We start from the raw sequence: 17,187 nt of genomic DNA, 5'->3' as shown, positions 1-17,187 counted from the left end.
GTCCGGGCCGTCGCGTGCATGCACAACCGCAGCCTCAGCACGCGTTCAAGCCTGTCGCGAAGTTCTCGGGCCAGGAGTTCGGTGAGTCCAGATGCCCTTTTCCGGACTAAGAAATGGCGGTCACCGCGATGCCCCGATGTCCTCAAGGCGGGGGCGATGATCGCGGTCGGGTAGGTTCTGGCCAGCAGTTCCTGCCGGGCTACTCGGTGCTCCTGGTGGATGATCCCGAGGTGGAGAGGCTGTCGGACCTGCCCAGGGACAAGCGGCTGGCCTTCCTGTCCGACATGCATCAACTCGGGGAAGCGGTCGAGCGGGCATCCCGTCACCTGGATCCGGCTTTCCGGCGGGTCAATCTGGAGATCCTGGGCAACACCGACGGGTTCCTGCATGCACACGTATGGCCCCGGTTCGAGTGGGAGCCCGCCGACTTGGAGCGAATTCCGGTGTGGCTCTATCCCCGCAGGAAGTGGACCGAGAAGCAGTACGCACTCGGACCGCAGCACGACCCGCTGCGCAAGGCGATCGGGGACGAACTGGACCGACTGCGCTCGGCGAACCAACGAGTTGGTGCGTGATAGCGGGTGAGCGTGTTTGGTTTGGTCGTGGACTGTTGTCAGACGTTGTTGGTGCGGTCGGAGACCAGACCGGCGATGGCTCGGTAGGTGTCGGGCAGGCGGTCGCGGCGGTGGGTCCAGCGCGTCAGCTGTTTCCAGCGTTTGTGGTCGGCGAGTGCGTGTTCGACGCTGATGCGGTCGGACGAGTGGCCGTGGCGGTCGCGTTCTCACTGTTCAACTCTGCTGGGCAGTGCTCCCGGCCGCGGCTTTCTGGGCGGCGTGATCGCTTGTCCTCGGTGGCCGCGACTGAGGCTCAGGTAGCCGTCGTCCAGGAGGACCTCGACGTCGGAGAAGTGCTGGAAACAGACGGCGATGTCCTCGTTGCGGGTGGCCGTGACATCGTGCATACGTCCAGGTCGCAGGGTATCGGCCCACACCGTGCGGCCCCGCCGGTCGGCGATCACGGTGGCCTTCATCGTGTTCTGCTTCTTCTTGCCTGACACGAACGCGCGGCGACCGCCGCGGTTGGCCGGCGGTCTGCGGACCTGGATCTCAGTGGCGTCCAGCCTCAGCTCGATGCCTTCGGCATGGGCATAGGCGAACACGTCCGGCAGCGTCCGCAGACGCAGGCCGGGGCGGTCGGGGCCCGCGCACCCCCGCTCGGCCAGGAGGTGACGCATCTTTCCGATCGCGCGGGTGATGGTGGAGCGGTCGACGCCGAACAACAGGCCAAGGACCGAGTGCGGCAGATCATGGCGCAGATGGATCAGCGTGGCCACCAGTCGGTCGACGAACACCAGCTGGTGACGGGCGCCGGCACCCGCAGCCCGCTTCCTGACCCCGCCTCGTGCAGCATGACGACGGCCTTCGACTCCGGCCTGCCACGGCACGCCCAACTCCTCGACCAAGCAAGCCAGATGATGCCGCGAGATTCCAGTGAACAGCCGATGCGCCAGGACCGCCCGATTGACCATGATCGCCAAACCGGATCATGCCACCTGCCAGCAACGACGCCTCACCCGTTATCACGCACCAACTCGTAAGAGACCATCTCATTTGGCGAGTCTCAGGTAGCAGATGAGGGTGCACGCGATGCTGGTGAAGGCCAGGAAGTAGTCGCCGCCGGCGGAGCAGGTGGGCACGACAGCGGCGCGCCCGGGTTCCGGCCGCGCCGCTGTCGAGCTGTGGTCAGCCCTCGGGGGAGCCCACGGGTCAGTGGAGCTTGTTGACGGCGGTCTTCGTCGTGGTGCGGAAGGCGGTCAGCGGGGCGTCCTCGAGGTCGCCCATCTGGCCCCAGCGGACGAGGGTGACGGTGCGGCCGTCGCGGCCGACGGAGAACAGGTGGATGTCGGAGATGCCGATCTGCGGGTCGGCGGTGTCCAGGCTGTAGACCCAGGCGCCCTCCTCGACGGCGAGCTTGCCGTGGGAGGCGCTGACGGCCTGCAGGCACGGGTTCTGCTGCTCCAGCAGGGGGCCGCAGCCGTCGAGGGCCCCGCGTAGGGTGTCGACCAGCTTCACGGCGTCGGCCTCGGTACGGGCGACGGTGGTGACCTGGACGCCGTTGGTGTCGAGCTCGGTGCTGAACTCGCGGTAGCGGGTGTTCTGCGCCGGGATCTTGTATGGGGCGCAGAGGACGCCGCCGTTCTCCGGGACGCCGGTGAAGACCTGGGTGGCGGTCCACGGCGTCGACGACGGCGGCATCTGGGACGCGGCGAGGAAGGCGGGCTGGGCAGCGGCCTGCGCCGGGGCTGTGGCGAGGGCCGCGATGCCCAGTGCGGCAGCGGCTGCGGTGGCGAGTGCGGTGCGGAGCTTGTTCATGGTGGTGGATCCCCCGTCGGGTCGTTCGTTCGGTCAGTGCTCAACCAGCGTGGGGCCGGCGCCCGCTGGTTGCAACGATCACGCGCCCACCAGCCGTCCCGGAACCATTCCACCCCCGCTGACGTGCAAGGACGTGAAGGATGCGACGCCGGGTCGAGGGGGATGGAATGCCGAAGGACGCCGCCGTCGAGGAGTTCGCGGGGCTCGTGCGCGCGCCGAAGGCGCGGGACGGGAGGAGTTACGAGGCGCTGGGCCGGCGACTGAGCGTCAGCGCGTCCACCCTCCACCGCTACTGCTCGGGCGCGACCGTCCCGGAGGAGTTCGCCGTGGTCGTCCGCCTCGCCCTGCTGTGCGGGGCGGACGAGGAGGAACGGCGGGCCCTGGAGGCGGCCTGGACGGAGGCGGACCGCGCCCGCCGCCGAGCGGCCTCGCCCGCGCCCACGCCCAGGCCTGTGCCGGCTGTGTCGGCCGCGCTGGAATCGAACCCGGAACCGTCCGCGCCGGATCTCATTTGGCGAGCCTGCGGTAGCAGCCGAGGGTGCAGGCGATGCTGGTGAAGGCCAGGAAGTGGTCGGCTGTGTGCTCGTAGCGGCGGTGGAGGCGGGCATCCAGCGAGCCATGCCATCGTGCGTTCCACGGTCCAGCGGTGGAGGCCCAGGCGTTGTGAGCACTCAACTCCCTTGCGGGAGATGCGGTGGGTAATGCTTCGCCCTCGTAACCATCGTCGCAGGTGGTTGTAGTCGTAGCCCTTGTCGGCGTGGAGCTTGCCAGGCTTGCGCCGCCGTCGGCCACGGCGCGAGCGGATCGGCGGGATGCACTTCACGCGAGAGATCAGGGCCTGGCTGTCATGCAGGTTGGACCCGGAGATTCCGGCGGAGATGGGCAGACCGGAGCGTTCCGTGATCAGGTGGATCTTCGAGCCGTACTTGCCCCGATCGATAGGATTCGGACCTGTCAGGTCGCGTTCGTCGACACGGCCCAGGCGGATGCGGGCAGCCGGTCACGGGCCTCATGCGGCCCGGCAACGCGGGCAGCAACACCGCCGCCGACCACATCACCACCACCCAACTCGCCCTGTCCCAGCTGCTGAAGAATTGCCGGCGCGGGCGCCAGACACTGATCCGGACCGACTTCGGCGGCGGCACCCACGAGTTCGTGGTCTGGCTGACCGGACGCGGCCGGTGGCTGTTGTACCCAGTCGGCATGACCATCACCGAGCAGATCGACCCGCGAGTACAGCGGAATCCCCGAGGGCCCGGACCCCGGGCTCGCCTTCGACGGCCGGATGCACCCGCCCCGCGCGGACTGCACCCGAGGGGACGACGGCACGCTGGTGGCAGTCACCAAGGGCAACGTGATCTACACGAAACCCGACGGGGAACTGATCATTACCAGCAGGCGGAACGGCGAGACGGTCTACCAGCGCCCCGGCGCATAGACCACCCGCCCGCCCCGGCAACCAGCCGGGGCAGGCACCCCTCCGTCGCAGCTACCGCCACAGGAGACATCAGATGCACCCCGACCTCATCGTGATCTACACGGACCGCCTCGACGCCTGCCACGCCTTCTACACCGAACTCGGCCTCACCTTCGCCAAAGAACAGCACGGCCCGGGGCCCGAGCACTACGCCAACCAGCTCGACGGAACCGTCTTCGAGCTCTACCCGGCCAGCCCACGCCGCCCGGCCACCGGGTCCCTGCGCCTCGGCCTCACCATCCCCGCAGGCCCCCGAACGCCCCTTGTTGGCCGGCACACCCACACCGACCCGGACGACCGCACCGTCGTCCTCACCGTCACCCAGGAGGCGCACCCCACGACCACCGCCCAGGAAGCACAGACGGCGATCCACCACGCCTTCGGCGACACCGCCCACACCGACATCAAGACGCTGCCCGCCGGAAACCTCGCCATCACCATCTCAAAGGGGGACCAAGCCGCCACCATCAACGGCCACGACTCCAGCGGCTGGGGCTGGACCGTCAACCCCGCCAACGACGACGGGTTCACCGGCCACGAGAACATCGCCGCCACCCTCGATGAGGCGCTCACCAGCGTCCGCGCCGCCCTGATCTGACCAGGAAGGGCCGACGGGACGGGGCCCAAAGGCCCACCGCCGAAGCGGGGAGCACGCCCCGTCGGCCCAGCAGATTCCCCAGTGGAGAACCACCACGATGGTAGCGAGCAGCCCGCCCACACCGCCCGAAGGGCGACCGGGCGTCACCTACGCGGAGATCGCCGACCACTACGGCCTCGCGGTCACGGCGCGATCGTCTCACCCCAGCACGCGAACAGTTCGTCCGATCCATCACAGCTCTCGAACCCGGTGAACCTTCTCGGTCACAGCACTAAAAGAGCGTTTTGTCCTGGCGGGAGTGTTTGGGAACGCAGTGCTGTCGTGGATGATTGCGGGGTGTTGGTCCAGGTGGAAGCGGTAGGGCAGATCGCAGACGGGCGCGCGACGGTTCGGGTGCGCTCGGAGGTGGGTGCCGCCGTGGCGTTCTGGTGCGGCGGTCCGACGGGAGTGGGCCGCGAACATCATGTGGAGTGGACTGTTGAAGAGGATGTGTCCTGGGGCGGCAACACCCAACCGGCCACTTCCTTCTCATCCGGGGTAGATGAGAAGGAAGGCGACCGGATCGTCTTTCGGGGGCGGCTGGGCCTGACGGGCGATGGCGGAGCCACGTTGGAAGTAGCCGGAACCCACATCCTTTTCGACCTCGCCGACCCGCCGCCATCGACTGCTGTCGATGGAACGTGGGTCGAGATCAGCGTGGAGCGGAACAGCGTCAGCCTGTGGCCCTACCTGCTGTGATTCACAGGAGTCGGCTCTGCGGTCGTTCAGCTGTCGCGCCAGTTGTGGGTTGATTCGCGGGTGAGTCTGCGGCTCATGAGGTCGATCATCGCTATCTTGATCATGGCTTCGGAGCGGTGGCGGCGGACTGGGCGGCCTTGGCTGCGGATTCTTCAGCGTCTGTGGCGGATTTGTTTGCGGCGGCAGCGAAATTGAATGCTTGGGTTTCTGATTCTGCGGCTTTGGCTGCGGCCTCGTTCGCTTCGTCCTCGGCCTTGCGGGCGCGGGCGGCTGCCTGTTGGGCTTTCCAGGCTTGGGCGCGGGCGTTGGCGGCGGAGCGTGCGGTTTCGGCGATGAGTTGGGTTGTCTGTGCCAGGTGGGTGGCCGTCAGCTGGTCCATGCTGTCGGCTTGGTACTGCCCGTGTTGGATGAAGGTGTGCAGTTCGTCTGCGGAGCCGGACAGTGCGATGCGGGCGGCGGCCTTAACTTCTGGTCCGCCGCTGGAGAGGAGCTGGCCCGCGCGGACGCGTTCGTCGGTGTTGCGTGCGATGTACTGCTCGGCCAGGAGGAACGTTGCGAGCTTCTTGGGATCGTTTTCCTGGAGCAGGGCCTTAGCGGCTTCCTTGACCCCGGGGCCGCCGGTGCTGTGCACCTTTCCGACCTGGATCCGGTATTCCGTGACCGCTGCCTAGAATTGTCCGTGCCGCAGGAACGCTTCGACGTCCTCGTTACTGCCCTTGAGCGCCTGGTCAGCTGCGTCCCGTACAGCCTGGTAGGGACTATCCGCAGCAAGCTGTTCGACTTGGAAACGCGTGTCGCGAGCGACAGCTTCGTCTCGCCCGGTGCGCAGGTAGAGCACGACGGCGGTGTCGTCGCCGGAGAGAGCGGCGGCGGCTTCCTGGGTCCAGGGGCCGTGGTCGCCGTTCCGCATGGCCTTGACGGCCAGGGCACGTCCCTTGGCCGACAGCGCCTTGGGGTCGGCGTCGGGTTTGGCGGCCTCCTGGTTGAGGCTGCGTGCTTCGTCGTCCAGGGCGTAGATCTGTTTGACGGACTGGGCGATTCCGGCGTTGAGGGCGTCGCGTTCCTTCTTGCGGTTCTCGGCGTTCTCCACTCCGACGGTGGTGCGGTCGGTGAGTTCTTGCTCTTCGGCTGCACGGGCGAGTGCGAAGACCTGTTGAGCGGTGGCCAGTGCCTTCTCGGCCGTGCCGGCGGCGTTGCTCGCTTCGCCAGCGTGCTTCGCGGACTCTTCTGCTGCCTTGGAGGCGTCCCCGGCGTGGTCGGCGGCTTTGTCGGCGGCGTCTGCGGCGTTGCGTGCGTGAGTGGCGGCGGAGCGGGCGGCATCGCGGGCTTGGTAGGCCGCAGTGGCGGACTTGCGTGCCAGGACGCCGGATGCGGTGGCGGCGCGTTGGGCCTCATTGGCGTGCCGTCGTGCCTGGGCGGCGGCGTTGCGTGCCTCGTCCGAGCTGACTCCTGCCTGTGCGGCGTGGCTGTTCGCGGCGTCGGCGGCGTCGGATGCCTTGCCGGCCTGGTTGGCGGCGGCGGCTGAGTCGTCGGCGAGGCCGGCGGCCTTGCGGGCTGCGGCCGCGAGCTTTCGGGCATCGTCCGCCTTGCCTGCGTCGGATGCTGCGGCAGCGGCGGCGGATCGTGCGCGGGAGGCGGCATCGGCTGCCTTCGTCGCCGCTGAGGCTGCTGCTGCGGCGGCGGAGGCAGCGATACGGGAGGCGGCGTTGGCGGCGCGGGCCGCTCCGATGGCGTTGCTGGCTTCAGCGGCCGCGCCGCGGGCGGCCTGGGCGGCGCGGGCGGCGGCACTGGCGGCGCGGACAGAGTCCTTGCCCGCGGCCTTCGTTTCCTCCGCCGCCTTCGCGGCAGCTTGCTTGGCAAGTACGGAGGCGGCCTCGGCACGTTGAGCGCCTTCGATGGCCTGGTCTGATTCCTTCTGAGCCAGACGGCTGGCGTAGCCGGCCTGTTTTGCCAGCTGGGCCAGGGTGGCCTGTTCGCCGTCACGGGCACGGGCAACGTGCTGGCCCGTGGCTAGGAACTCGGCGACGTCTTGTTCGGTGCCCCTGAGAGCGAGTTTGGCGGCGGCCTTGGTGGCTGGTCCACCGACGGCCATGATCTGACCGACCTCAACCCGCTGATCGGTGGCGCGGGCTTGGTACTGGCCCTAGTCGAGAAACTTCTGTACATCTGCCGGGGAGCCGAGGAGAGCAGCCTTCCCCGCGTTGCGCACGCCATTGCCGCCAGTGCCGATGATCTGGCCGACGCGGACACGCCCGTCCTGTTCCAGCGGAGCCTTCCAACCGTCGATCAGGAACTGCTCAAGCTCGTCCTGTGATCCGAGGAGGGCCTTCTTGGCCGCTTCCCGTACCCCGATGCCGCCGGTGCTGGCCATCTGGCCTGCCGCGACGCGCTCGTCGTGGTACTGAGCCAGGGCTTCTTCGGTCGCAAGGAAGGTGAGGATGTCGTCGTTGGTCCCGGCAAGGGCGGCCTCCGCCGCGTGGGGCGGGCAGCGTCAGGACGGTTCGCCGGGTGTTCGGCGGGAGCGCCGGCGGATGACGTCGGGCAGCTGGCGGGAGGCGGCGGCCAGGATGAAGGACAGCCCGGTCATGCTGAGCTGTCCTGCTGTGCGGTCCGCCGGGACCGGGCAGGAGCGGGTGGCCTATGCCGGTTTCGCCGACCTTCTGCCCCAGGCAGAGACAGGCAGATCCTCGGACCTGGGGTGCGGGGAGGAGAAGCAGTCAGCGGGCGGCAACAGCCGCGTGTCTGGTACGGCCCTGGGAAACCGCGGGCGCGCGATCTCTTCCGCGAGCCCGGCTTCGGCACCGGTGAAATCGCGGGGCCCCTGGCAGAGGCCGCCGGCCTCCACCTCCACGAGATGCTCGCGGCGATCGGCCCGGCGCCGTCGGGGATCTTGTGCGCCGACTGCGGCCTTCCGGCGGTCCGCGCCATGGCGCTTCGACCTGGCAGTCGGTGCCGACGGGATGCACTCCACCGTACGGCGCCTGGTGTTCGGCGGACGCCCTTCCACGAACCGAAGTGCTCAGGCAGGTCCGTCCAGGGAAGCCCGGTGCGGTACTTGAACGCGATCGCGTCGATCACCTGCCGGTGATCCCGCCACCGCCCGCCCCGTTTCGGCGTCCGATCCGGCAGCAACGGCTCGATCCGCGCCCACTGCGCGTCACTCAACGACATGCCCCAGCGAACGACTCGCATCTGCAGAAGCAACGGCAGCCCGCCATACCGGTCAGTCGGGCCGCAGTACCTGATCAGGCTCTGCTGAAGCAGCCCCGGCGTACTCTGCGAAGTCCTCGTTGCCGAGCGCCAGGCCCACCTGGACGCCGTGCACTGCGGCAGGCAGGGCTCGAAACTCCCTAGGCTCGGGCGACTCGATGAGTTCCTGGTAATAGACGGGGTCAAGACCACTCACGTCTTCCCAGACGGTCGACAGAGCCAGCAACGCCCGCGCCGGCGACTGCATGGTGCCGCGGTCAGCAATGAAAACTACAATCAGGTCCTCATCCACCACGGCGGCAAGAACCTCGTCGGCCGTTGCTCCTGACCAAGCAGGCGCATCGACCACCTGCACTGCTGCGGCGAACTCACCGCCTGGCCCCCACGGCCGGTGCAACTCCCCAACCACCGCGTTCCACGCCTCGTCGTCGCTGAAGTCGGTCCTGACGACGAGAACGTCGAACAAGCCGCATCCGATCTCAGGCAGCACTCGCTCAAAATTCTCCGGCATCGTCATGCCCAGGACTCTCCCACCCCGCACTGACAACCAACTCCGGCGGGAGTGATCCAGAAGAAACGGCCGCGTTCGCGAAGAGGCAGCGATCAGCCAGGTCCTGCTCAGGAGAGCATGGAGCACCTGATCAGGTATTTCGCCCCATCTGACAGATCGTTGCCAGCGGATGGGGAGCTGCTCGGCTCTCCTGCTGAAATTCGCGATAGAAGTTGCCCATCACCGTGGCGACCGGTGCGTAACGGACAAGGAGCGACGCGATCGACGCGGGAACCCCCTGCGGGGGCATCCCTTGGGCGCACGTATTCACAAACGTCTTGCGTTCTTCCGGTGTGTACCCGTAGAGAGCGACGGCCAGCCAGTTCACCAGGTGGGTGACGGCGTAGCACTGGTCGTAGGTGCGGTGCTGGTCGAAGAAGTCGGCCTCGTCTCGTGTGAGGTCGAAGCGTGAGGAGACCGCGAGGCCGTAGTCGGTGAAGAAGAGCTGTCGGCCGTCGGTGAGGATGTTCTCGAAGTGGGCGTCGAAGTGCAGAAGCCCACGGTCGTTCATGAACGCGATTCCGGCCTTCAGCTCGTCGTCGACCATGGCGCAGGCCCGCTCGACCGCCTCGTCGCCGGCCCCGAGCTGGGCGCCCAGCCAGTCGTGCAGGTTCTGCGGGATGTGCTCCAGGAACAGCACGAGGCTTGCCGTGGACTGCTGGAGGGCTTCGATCCGTCGGCGTACCGCTGGTCCGCCTCCCCAGTAGGCGACAGCTCGGTCCACATCGGCCAGTTCCTCGGGAAGCGGCTGGCCAGAGTCTGGGATCACCCGCCAGTGGTACATCAGGGGAAAGCCCTCGTGGTCTCCGGCGATCACCCAGTTGGTCGTCATGGTGCGCGCGGACAGCTCCCGCCAGGCCCCGAACCCCTGGGCGCCGATGGTACCGATGCCGTAGTGGCAGAAGGTCGGGAGTCCGAACAGATTCGCGGTGGAGTGAACATGCTCCGGCCGTCGTTCCAGGTCGGTCAGCCGAACCTGCTTGACGAAGACCTGGCTTCCCTCGACCTTCAGCAGGACCGTCTTCCCGCCGATGCCTGACCCCAGCGGTGCGCCGGCGTCGACGAACTCGCGCAGACTGTGGTCACTGCGCAGCGCCAGCGATGTGGAAACAGCGCCGTGGGCGGCCAGACGAGCATCGCGGGACATATCAGGGCCCTTCACTCACGCCTCCAATCGTGCCCCGCCTCTTGTTCAACGGCTTCAGCAGACACCGGGACGCGGCCAAAGGTCACTCTCCCACGTCGGGGCCGGCGAGATGTGGCGTAACTGGGGGCCCTCCGGATGGCGTTGATGCTGTGTGACGAAAACGGAAGAGCCTGCCGACAAATCCTGCGCACTCACGTACCACGCGAAGACCCGTGCACTCGTCGAACAGGCCATGGCCATCCTCAAAAGCCTGGCGGCTCATGCGCAAACTGCGATGCTCTACCAGCCGTATCACCAGCCTCGTCCAGGCCGTCCTCACTCTGCACCTGACATGCACAAACCGAGGTTGGAAAAGGCTCCATCAGTCAGCGCAATCAGAGCAAAGCACTCAAAGACTAAGAACAAGCTCAGTGCGTGTTCATGTACCAAATCGCGCCGCCGAGGAGTACCGGAAGCGTGAATGCCATCTGAAGTATCCAGGCGCCACCCGGACCGTCTTCGTCAGGTTTGCCCGGATTTTCTTTTCGCCAGATCATGAACTCACGCATGCCCTTTGAGTGCCCCAGTGCACCGAGGCCAATACCCAAAATCATTCCACAATAAGCAGGAAGGATCTCGACGATGGGCCAGTCGTAGTTGGCGCTGAAGGCCGCCAGGGCGATGAATCCTGCTGCAGGCCCGCACGAGACCCAGATCTTCTGCTGCCGGTTTACCATCCCTGGGAACATGATCGAGAGATAGATGGCCACGCTGACTGCAGCGAAGAGCCACCACAGTGAAGACGATTTCTCCAGCATGAAACTCTCTTTCGTTCCGGCGCGAGGGGGCTTCATCTTATGCAGAACTCCGCAACGGGCGGTCAGCGGGGTGTCCGCCCGCCGACCACCCGAACCTGCGGCTCGATTCACCTCGAACGGTTCATACCGTTCGGTCACAGAACGTGTTTACCCTGTGAACCAACCCGCGATACTTGACGCTGCGTTATTGATGCCCGACGCTGCGGCCTTTCCGACATTCGTGACGGCCATGGAGCCGGCCAGGCTTCCTACGCCACCCAGGCCGATGCTGAGCGCCATGCCGGCGACGCCGGTGTAGAACTGGTCGCTGCCCCAGCCGAACGCCTTCGCGTTGTAAAGAGTGCTGGTCGCCGCGAGGACGAGCGAGAGGCCGCCCAGGGCGTGGGCAAGTGGCTGGCCCATGGGTACGAACGCCAGGACGACGGCCACTCCCCCGATGACGGCGCTGGCTTTGGCCAAGGTGGTGGCCGTCGCCGCGTTGTCCTCTTGTTCGGTGTCCCGGATTTCGCCGACGTCGATCTTGTCGTTCGTCTCCGTGTTCGCCCGGTCGACGTTGTCGGCCTTGTCCTGCCGGGCCTGTTCCGCCGCCTTCGCGGCTTCGGCGGCGACCTCCTGCTTGCGCTTGGTCTCCGCGATTCGCTTGGCGTCACTGGCTGCCGCCTGCGCCTCGGCCGCAGACTTGCCCGCCGCGATGGAATCAGCGTAGGCGCGGTTGGCGGAGGCCTGGGCGCTGTTTGCCGATGCGACCGCCGCGTGGGCCGAGTTGATCGCCTGGTTGGCCGAGTAGTTGGCCTGGCGGCTGGCCGTGCGGGCGGCCGAGGCCGCCCGAGGCGGCCGTCTTGGCCGAGGCTTCGGCGGCTGCGGCCGATCGGTCGGCGCTGTCGGCGGCGGCATCGGCGTTGTTCGCGTGGGTCTGCGCGTCCTTGGCCGAATTCTGGGCCTTACTTGCCCATTCGCCGGCCTCCTTCGCGGCCTGGCGCGCAAGGGCAGCGGCCTTGGACGCCTCGGCAGCGTCCTTGTACGCGGGTGGCCGCGGACGTTACCCCGCCCGGCGGTGCCACGGTGGTCCGCGACGACCCGTACGAGGTCGCCGCGTTCCCCGCACCAGGCCGACCGCCGCCCTGCCGGGAATCGGCCCCAAGACCGCCCGCACGCTACGGCATCACCACCGTCGCCGACACCCAGCTGCCCACCCTCCAGCGCATCCTCGGGACCGGGGCCGCACGCCAGGTCCACGACCTCGCGCACGGCATCGACGAGCGCCCCGTCGTCCCGGGCGACGCACCCAAGACCGTGAGCGCCGGCCACCGTTTCAACCGCGACGAACTCGATCCCGACCAGCACCACCGAACCGTCCTCCGCCTCGTCCAGGAGCTCGGCGCCTGGCTGTGCACCAGCGGCGAGATCACCCAGGCGCTCACGCTCACCGTCACCTACGCCGACCGCACCCAGACCACCCGCGGCCGCACCCTCACCGAGGCGACCGCCCACACCCCCGCACTGGCCACCACCGCCCGCGAACTCCTCACCGGCCTCGGCCTCCAACGCGCCCGCGTCCGCACACTCGCCCTAACGACCTCGTGCATGGTTAGCGGTGACTTGGCCCTGCCGGTTCGTTAGGCCTTTCGTGGTGGGGATGCAGGCGCGTGGGTTGATCATGTCGGAGCGTCGGGTCACGGGCCTTCAACCGCTGTGATTGCCGATCTGTTAGCGGAGTTGGGTCCGGTCTGGCAGGTCCGCAGGGATTCCGAGCTACTCGACCGACCGCGGCGGCGGGCGGTCGGAGCGGGCGCGAAGTACAAGCTGGTCTTCGTGGACCGACTCCTGGCCACACTCGTTCACCTGAAGGCACGGCGTCACCCACGACGTGCTGGCCTGCTGGTTCCAGGTGGACCGGTCGACCATCACCCGTGCGGTCGGCGAGATCCGGCCTCTACTGGCCGACCGCGGCTGTCGCATCGAGGGTGGTCTGCGACTTCGCACGCTTGCCGATGTGATCGCCCATCTTGGCGCCACCGGCCAGACCGCACTGATGGACGCCACCGAGGTCCGAGTCCGTCGCCCAAGCGCACATCGCGGCGGACGCAGCCGGTTCATCTCCGGCAAGAGCCGTATCAACGCCATGAAGGCCCTCGTCGTCACCGACCAGCGCGGACGACCACTGCTCTGCGGCGAGGTCCGGGCCGGATCCATCGCCGACATCACCCAAGCCCGTGACGCCGGCCTGGTCGACCTGCTCGCTGACACCATTGACCTGCAGATCCTTGCCGACGCCGGCTATCAAGGCCTCGCGGCGCAAACCTACGGTCAGGTCGTCACCCCGCCACGCAAACGCCGCGGCAAACACCTCGAACACCTGCAATGGCTGATGACACACCACGAGGCCGCCCGCTTCGCCCACTCCTCAGCCAGAATCCCCGTCGAACACGGCATCGCCCACCTCGAGAACTGGAGGGCCCTCGCCCGGCATCACACCCGACGAGAGAACTTGCCCGACACCATCCGAGCCGTCGCCGGACTCCTGACAGACCAACAAGCCACCCATCACACGAAGGCACTCGCATTGCCCGCCACACCCGCATGATCAAAACGCCGACCGCAACCTCAACACGCCCTCGCCCCAACCATGCACGAGGTCGTAAGAACTCCTAACGAAATGGGTCTTGGGGAACGCTAGGCTTGGTGGCCATGAGTCAGAGCGGTTCGCAAGCGGCGGCATTCTTCCGAGACGTCCGTGAAAGTAGAGTGGTCTGGCTTGTCCGGAATGACGAAGGAAGCCCGACTCACCTCTCTGCGGACGGCACGCGAAGCTTTCCCTTCTGGTCGACCTCGCCCCGGGCTCAGAGGGCGGCGACTATCTGGGGGCGTGGGCTCCGCGTCGATTCCATGCCCGTGGACACCTGGTGCAATCTTGTACTGCCCGATGCCACCCGGGACGGACTCGTGATCGGCATCAACTGGAGTGGACCGCGTCTGATCGGCTGGAGCGTCACCCCCAGGGAAGTCCTTAACCGGCTGGCGGCAGCCCGCTAGGCCGTGTCGTCAATGTGATCCTGGCTGGTGGATCATGGTCAGGTGACGCGTCGCCATGAACTGACCGATGCCGAGTGGGACTTCGTGCAGCCGTTGCTACCCCGGAAGTCGATGGGTCGGCCTCGGCTCGATGACCGGAGGATGCTCAACGGGATCATGTGGAAGTTCCGGGCGGGAGTGGCCTGGCGAGATGTACCCGAGCGGTACGGATCCTGGGCCAGCCTGCACACCCGCTTCCGCCACTGGGCGGCGGACGGCACGTTCGACCGGATGCTGAAGAACGCGCAGGCCCGAGCAGATGCTGCCGGGAGTATCGACTGGTTGGTGTCGGTCGACTCCAGTATCGTCCGGGCCCACCAGCATGCCGCAGGGGCCCGAAAAGGGGGCGTCGCAGCCCGGCGCTGGGCCGTTCTCGAGGCGGGTTGACCAGCAAGATTCATCTGGCCTGTGACGGCCTCGGCCGCCCGCTCGCCCTGGTCGTCACTGGCGGCAATACCAACGACTGCACCCAGTTCACCGCCGTGATGGAGGCGATACGTGTGCCACGACTCGGGCCCGGACGGCCGCGTGTCCGGCCCGATCACGTCTTGGGCGACAAGGGCTACAGTTCTAAGGCCATCCGAGCCTGGCTCCGACGGCGCGGCATCGGACACACCATCCCTGAACGCGCCGACCAGGCCCGAAACCGCTACCGACGGGGCAGGCGGGGAGGACGCCCGCCCGCTTTCTACAAGCAGGTCTACAAGCGACGCAACGTCGTGGAGCGGTGCTTCAATCGCCTGAAGCAGTGGCGCGGACTCGCCACCCGATACGAACGCGCCGAGGCGAACCTGGTCTTCCAGGTCATCTCGAAGCGCTACGAAAAGGGCTCTATCATCCTGACCTCGAACACGACCTTCAGCGAATGGGGTCAGGTCTTAGGCGACGAAGTCCTCGCCACCGCCATCCTCGACCGCCTCCTGCACCACTGCGAAGTCATCGCCATCAACGGTCCCAGCTACCGGCTGAAGAACCGCCTCAAGGCCATCGCGCGCGAGACGGAGGTCGCCTGATCCGGGATTTCAATCCTGTCCCGGCTCCTCGCCCGGCGGGATGAAGGCGTCGGCACTGTCGGCATCGTCAACATGCCCGTGAGCGTCCATCGTGATGGCCGTTGCCCGGCCCTGCGAGGTGATCAGCCACGCGATTACCTGCTCCGTGAGCGGGGTGTTCCCCGGGCCCTCGACCTTCCAGTGGGCCCGCCACCCGCCACCAGGAACTGCGGCTACGACCTGGTCGGCCTTCTCAAGGTGGGAGAAGTCCTCGTAGTCCGTGACGGGACGCATGGCGCCTCGCTTCGGGTCGACTACAAGCGCCGTTCCAGTTGCCGGGTCCCATGCCTCCACCCGCACCATGCGGCCGATCTCGGTCTCGGTGCTATTGAAGATCGCGTTCCAGCCGGTCTGATTGAAGTAACGAAGGTCCACCGTCCCATCCTCTCGCATGGCGATGAGCGCAGGGGGCGGCTACTTGCTCTGCACGTTCATCCGTACGCACCTCTGCACATAGCCAAGTACGCCGACAGGCCAGCGTGTAGCGGACGCGGTAGCCCTCCATGGCGGCCTCGGTGCCCACGGTCTTCTCGGTGGAGCTGGCCAGCGTCGACCCGGCCCGCCCAGGTCCTGACCGGTCTGGGCGCCCTCCTGGCCAACGGGGACCTGGAGGACGTCGCCTCCCTGGCAGCGGCCGGCGCCGGACACGACGCCAGGGCGCTCCGAAGGGGCGGGCGAAGGAGATCGCGGCCCGGGCCGATCTGCTCGACCATCTAGACGACAGCCCGTTCGGCAGGGGCACGGACTGACGCGCGGATCTCCAGTCGCATACCGAGCGCACTGGACCATCAGGTGCAGAGACTCCCCTGCGGACGAAGCGGCCTTGAGGCGTGAGGAATGAGGATCACATGCAGGTGGGATACAAGCTGGCGGCGGAGGCGTTCGGTCCGGCGGAGCTGGTCAGGCAGGCTGTGCTCGCCGAGGACGCGGGCTTCGACTTCGTGGAGATCAGCGACCACTACCATCCCTGGCTCGACAACCAGGGCCATTCCCCGTTCGCCTGGACGGTGCTGGGAAGCATCGCGGCCAGGACGTCACGGATCGGTCTGGCGACCGGTGTCACCTGCCCCACCGTGCGCTACCACCCCGCCGTCATCGCTCAGGCGGCCGCGACGCTCGCCCTGCTCTCACAAGGCCGCTTCGTCCTGGCGTCGGCTCGGGAGAGCGGCTCAACGAACACGTCGTCGGCCCCGGCTTCCCCGACGCGGTCAGCACCCGGCACGAAATGCTCACCGAAGCCCTGGAGATCATCCGGCTGCTCTGGCGCGGGGGCTACCGGTCCTACGACGGGAAGCACCTGCGGCTGCAGGACGCCCGGGTCTTCGACCTCCCCGACGAGCCGCCCCTGATCGCGGTGGCTGCCAGCGGTCAGATGTCGACCCGCATCGCCGCCGAGCTGGGCGACGGCCTGTTCGCCACAGAGGACAAGCCGAGCATCGTCCAGCACTACCGGGACGCCGGCGGCACCGGCCCCTGCTACGGCGAAGTCCCGATGGCCTGGGCGCCCGACCCGCACACCGCCGCGCGCGCCGCTCTCGATACGTCGCGATGGGCGCTGACCGGGTGGAAGGTGATGAGTGAGCTGCCCAATCCGGTCAACTTCGATGCCGCGACCACCACCGTGCGCGAGGAGGACATTCTGGAGAAGTTCGCCTGCGGAGCGGACCCCGGGCGGTACGTCGAGGTCGCCCAGCAGTATGTCGACGCGGGCTTCGACCGGCTGGTCATGCAGAACGCGGGCCCCGACCCCGACGGCTTCATCGACTTCTACCAGCGCGAACTCGAAGGACGCATCCGACAGCTCAAACCCGGCAACGCGCGAGCTTGAAAGGAAGAAGAGCCAAACGCAGCCGTTCGTCCGAGGCAAAGTTCCCGTCTGCGTGTCGAGCCGGCCACCGAGATCGACGAGCCGGGCAAGTCATCGGATTCGAGGCGGCGACCGCTGTTGCGCGAGTCGCCCGACGATGGAGAGTTGAGGCATGCCAGCGCCCCTGCAGATCAACGCCCTCATCATCGACGCTGCCAGCCCCGAGCGGCTCGCCGCATTCTGGTCCGAGCTGCTCGGCCGACCGATCGTGGACCGTACGGGCCCCTATATCTGGCTGCGGCGGGAGAGCGGGCTGGGCCTCGGCTTCCAACAGGCCGGGGAGCCCAGGCCGGAGAAGAACCGCATG

General features: G+C 67.4%; 17 protein-coding genes and 10 pseudogenes. 13 read left to right on the top strand and 14 right to left on the bottom strand.

Annotated features, from left to right (window positions below; all coding sequences use genetic code 11):
* The first annotated feature begins 128 nt into the window (after positions 1-128).
* Positions 129-575: an HIT family protein gene (locus tag HET64_RS06105; protein WP_215103033.1), complete on the top strand. Its 447-nt coding sequence runs from the start codon at positions 129-131 to the stop codon at positions 573-575.
* 38 nt (positions 576-613) lie between these two features.
* Here the strand turns inward: HET64_RS06105 and HET64_RS06100 are convergent.
* Positions 614-1,528, bottom strand: a pseudogene (locus HET64_RS06100) (transposase family protein).
* A 238-nt stretch (positions 1,529-1,766) separates the two neighbouring features.
* Positions 1,767-2,372 carry a hypothetical protein gene (locus HET64_RS06095; protein WP_215103011.1) on the bottom strand — a complete coding sequence of 202 codons (606 nt, stop codon included), beginning with the start codon at positions 2,370-2,372 and terminating at the stop codon, positions 1,767-1,769.
* A gap of 167 nt (positions 2,373-2,539) precedes the next feature.
* Between HET64_RS06095 and HET64_RS06090 the strand changes: the two genes are divergently transcribed.
* Entirely contained in the window at positions 2,540-2,929 is a 390-nt protein-coding gene (locus tag HET64_RS06090) for a helix-turn-helix domain-containing protein (RefSeq protein ID WP_374105538.1), read from the top strand.
* Here HET64_RS06090 and HET64_RS06085 read toward each other — a convergent pair.
* Positions 2,880-3,330 (bottom strand): annotated as a pseudogene (locus HET64_RS06085) (IS5 family transposase); the annotation flags it as partial. The gene HET64_RS06090 and the pseudogene HET64_RS06085 sit on opposite strands and share 50 nt — an antisense overlap.
* A 14-nt stretch (positions 3,331-3,344) precedes the next feature.
* Here HET64_RS06085 and HET64_RS06080 point away from each other — a divergent pair.
* The 3 genes and pseudogenes from HET64_RS06080 to HET64_RS06070 all read left to right on the top strand — a co-directional run.
* Positions 3,345-3,620, top strand: a pseudogene (locus HET64_RS06080) (IS1380 family transposase); the annotation flags it as partial.
* A gap of 263 nt (positions 3,621-3,883) precedes the next feature.
* On the top strand, positions 3,884-4,447 hold the full coding sequence (locus tag HET64_RS39805) for a VOC family protein (RefSeq protein WP_215103010.1): 564 nt from the start codon (positions 3,884-3,886) through the stop codon (positions 4,445-4,447).
* A gap of 336 nt (positions 4,448-4,783) precedes the next feature.
* Positions 4,784-5,185, top strand: a complete 402-nt coding sequence (locus HET64_RS06070) for a hypothetical protein (RefSeq protein ID WP_308369831.1) — start codon at positions 4,784-4,786, stop codon at positions 5,183-5,185.
* A gap of 26 nt (positions 5,186-5,211) precedes the next feature.
* Here HET64_RS06070 and HET64_RS39800 read toward each other — a convergent pair.
* The 8 genes and pseudogenes from HET64_RS39800 to HET64_RS06040 form a co-directional block, all read right to left on the bottom strand.
* Positions 5,212-5,304: pseudogene (locus tag HET64_RS39800) on the bottom strand (IS5/IS1182 family transposase); the annotation flags it as partial.
* Complete coding sequence (locus tag HET64_RS06065; protein ID WP_308369841.1) at positions 5,286-5,831, bottom strand: ALF repeat-containing protein; 546 nt, start codon at positions 5,829-5,831, stop codon at positions 5,286-5,288. The pseudogene HET64_RS39800 and the gene HET64_RS06065, both read right to left, overlap by 19 nt.
* 21 nt (positions 5,832-5,852) lie before the next feature.
* A complete protein-coding gene (locus HET64_RS39605; protein ID WP_285801835.1) occupies positions 5,853-6,095 on the bottom strand; it encodes an ALF repeat-containing protein in 243 nt (80 codons plus the stop codon).
* A 1,092-nt stretch (positions 6,096-7,187) separates the two neighbouring features.
* Positions 7,188-7,286: pseudogene (locus tag HET64_RS39600) on the bottom strand (hypothetical protein); the annotation flags it as partial.
* Positions 7,287-7,328: 42 nt separating this feature from the next.
* Complete coding sequence (locus tag HET64_RS06055) at positions 7,329-7,595, bottom strand: ALF repeat-containing protein (RefSeq protein ID WP_285801834.1); 267 nt, start codon at positions 7,593-7,595, stop codon at positions 7,329-7,331.
* 635 nt (positions 7,596-8,230) lie between these two features.
* Positions 8,231-8,356, bottom strand: a pseudogene (locus tag HET64_RS38755) (transposase); the annotation flags it as partial.
* Positions 8,357-8,408: 52 nt separating this feature from the next.
* Complete coding sequence (locus HET64_RS06045; protein ID WP_251144861.1) at positions 8,409-8,912, bottom strand: hypothetical protein; 504 nt, start codon at positions 8,910-8,912, stop codon at positions 8,409-8,411.
* A 124-nt stretch (positions 8,913-9,036) separates the two neighbouring features.
* Complete coding sequence (locus HET64_RS06040) at positions 9,037-10,092, bottom strand: protein kinase family protein (protein ID WP_215103007.1); 1,056 nt, start codon at positions 10,090-10,092, stop codon at positions 9,037-9,039.
* 199 nt (positions 10,093-10,291) lie between these two features.
* Between HET64_RS06040 and HET64_RS06035 the strand changes: the two are divergent.
* Positions 10,292-10,433, top strand: a pseudogene (locus tag HET64_RS06035) (IS5/IS1182 family transposase); the annotation flags it as partial.
* A gap of 66 nt (positions 10,434-10,499) precedes the next feature.
* Here HET64_RS06035 and HET64_RS06030 read toward each other — a convergent pair.
* Together HET64_RS06030 and HET64_RS38750 are read right to left on the bottom strand one after the other, a co-directional pair.
* The gene (locus tag HET64_RS06030) at positions 10,500-11,027 is read right to left on the bottom strand and encodes a hypothetical protein (RefSeq protein WP_215103035.1); all 528 of its coding nucleotides are present in this window, start codon (positions 11,025-11,027) and stop codon (positions 10,500-10,502) included.
* A 9-nt stretch (positions 11,028-11,036) separates the two neighbouring features.
* The gene (locus HET64_RS38750; protein WP_251144860.1) at positions 11,037-11,783 is read right to left on the bottom strand and encodes a hypothetical protein; all 747 of its coding nucleotides are present in this window, start codon (positions 11,781-11,783) and stop codon (positions 11,037-11,039) included.
* 132 nt (positions 11,784-11,915) lie between these two features.
* On the opposite strand from HET64_RS38750, the gene HET64_RS06020 reads away from it, so the two are divergent.
* The 5 genes and pseudogenes from HET64_RS06020 (at position 11,916) to HET64_RS06005 (ending at position 14,974) form a co-directional block, all read left to right on the top strand.
* Complete coding sequence (locus HET64_RS06020) at positions 11,916-12,509, top strand: hypothetical protein (RefSeq protein ID WP_308369830.1); 594 nt, start codon at positions 11,916-11,918, stop codon at positions 12,507-12,509.
* Positions 12,510-12,747: 238 nt separating this feature from the next.
* Positions 12,748-12,831 (top strand): annotated as a pseudogene (locus HET64_RS39595) (transposase family protein); the annotation flags it as partial.
* A 90-nt stretch (positions 12,832-12,921) separates the two neighbouring features.
* Positions 12,922-13,473, top strand: coding sequence for a transposase family protein (locus tag HET64_RS38745; protein ID WP_251144862.1), 552 nt, complete (start codon positions 12,922-12,924; stop codon positions 13,471-13,473).
* 104 nt (positions 13,474-13,577) lie between these two features.
* Positions 13,578-13,922, top strand: a complete 345-nt coding sequence (locus HET64_RS06010) for a DUF2750 domain-containing protein (RefSeq protein WP_215103005.1) — start codon at positions 13,578-13,580, stop codon at positions 13,920-13,922.
* Positions 13,923-13,964: 42 nt separating this feature from the next.
* Positions 13,965-14,974 (top strand): annotated as a pseudogene (locus HET64_RS06005) (IS5 family transposase).
* Between the two features lie 9 nt (positions 14,975-14,983).
* On the opposite strand, the gene HET64_RS06000 reads toward HET64_RS06005, so the two are convergent.
* A complete protein-coding gene (locus HET64_RS06000) occupies positions 14,984-15,388 on the bottom strand; it encodes a hypothetical protein (protein WP_308369829.1) in 405 nt (134 codons plus the stop codon).
* Positions 15,389-15,861: 473 nt separating this feature from the next.
* On the opposite strand from HET64_RS06000, the pseudogene HET64_RS05995 reads away from it, so the two are divergent.
* Positions 15,862-16,841 (top strand): annotated as a pseudogene (locus HET64_RS05995) (TIGR03557 family F420-dependent LLM class oxidoreductase).
* Between the two features lie 151 nt (positions 16,842-16,992).
* The coding region (locus HET64_RS05990; protein WP_285801833.1) for a VOC family protein at positions 16,993-17,187 on the top strand (195 nt) is incomplete at its 3' end.

The organism is Streptomyces sp. McG3 (assembly GCF_018619185.1).
Taxonomy (GTDB): domain Bacteria; phylum Actinomycetota; class Actinomycetes; order Streptomycetales; family Streptomycetaceae; genus Streptomyces.
This window is presented reverse-complemented; position numbering and strand designations above follow the sequence as displayed.

Bases quoted from the DNA above. Each gene is read 5' to 3' on its own strand.
- HET64_RS06105 (WP_215103033.1), top strand. From the start codon at position 129: ATGCCCCGATGTCCTCAAGGCGGGGGCGATGATCGCGGTCGGGTAGGT.
- HET64_RS06095 (WP_215103011.1), bottom strand. From the start codon at position 2,372: ATGAACAAGCTCCGCACCGCACTCGCCACCGCAGCCGCTGCCGCACTG.
- HET64_RS06090 (WP_374105538.1), top strand. From the start codon at position 2,540: ATGCCGAAGGACGCCGCCGTCGAGGAGTTCGCGGGGCTCGTGCGCGCG.
- HET64_RS39805 (WP_215103010.1), top strand. From the start codon at position 3,884: ATGCACCCCGACCTCATCGTGATCTACACGGACCGCCTCGACGCCTGC.
- HET64_RS39605 (WP_285801835.1), bottom strand. From the start codon at position 6,095: ATGCGGAACGGCGACCACGGCCCCTGGACCCAGGAAGCCGCCGCCGCT.
- HET64_RS06045 (WP_251144861.1), bottom strand. From the start codon at position 8,912: ATGACGATGCCGGAGAATTTTGAGCGAGTGCTGCCTGAGATCGGATGC.
- HET64_RS06040 (WP_215103007.1), bottom strand. From the start codon at position 10,092: ATGTCCCGCGATGCTCGTCTGGCCGCCCACGGCGCTGTTTCCACATCG.
- HET64_RS38750 (WP_251144860.1), bottom strand. From the start codon at position 11,783: ATGCCGCCGCCGACAGCGCCGACCGATCGGCCGCAGCCGCCGAAGCCT.
- HET64_RS38745 (WP_251144862.1), top strand. From the start codon at position 12,922: ATGGACGCCACCGAGGTCCGAGTCCGTCGCCCAAGCGCACATCGCGGC.
- HET64_RS06010 (WP_215103005.1), top strand. From the start codon at position 13,578: ATGAGTCAGAGCGGTTCGCAAGCGGCGGCATTCTTCCGAGACGTCCGT.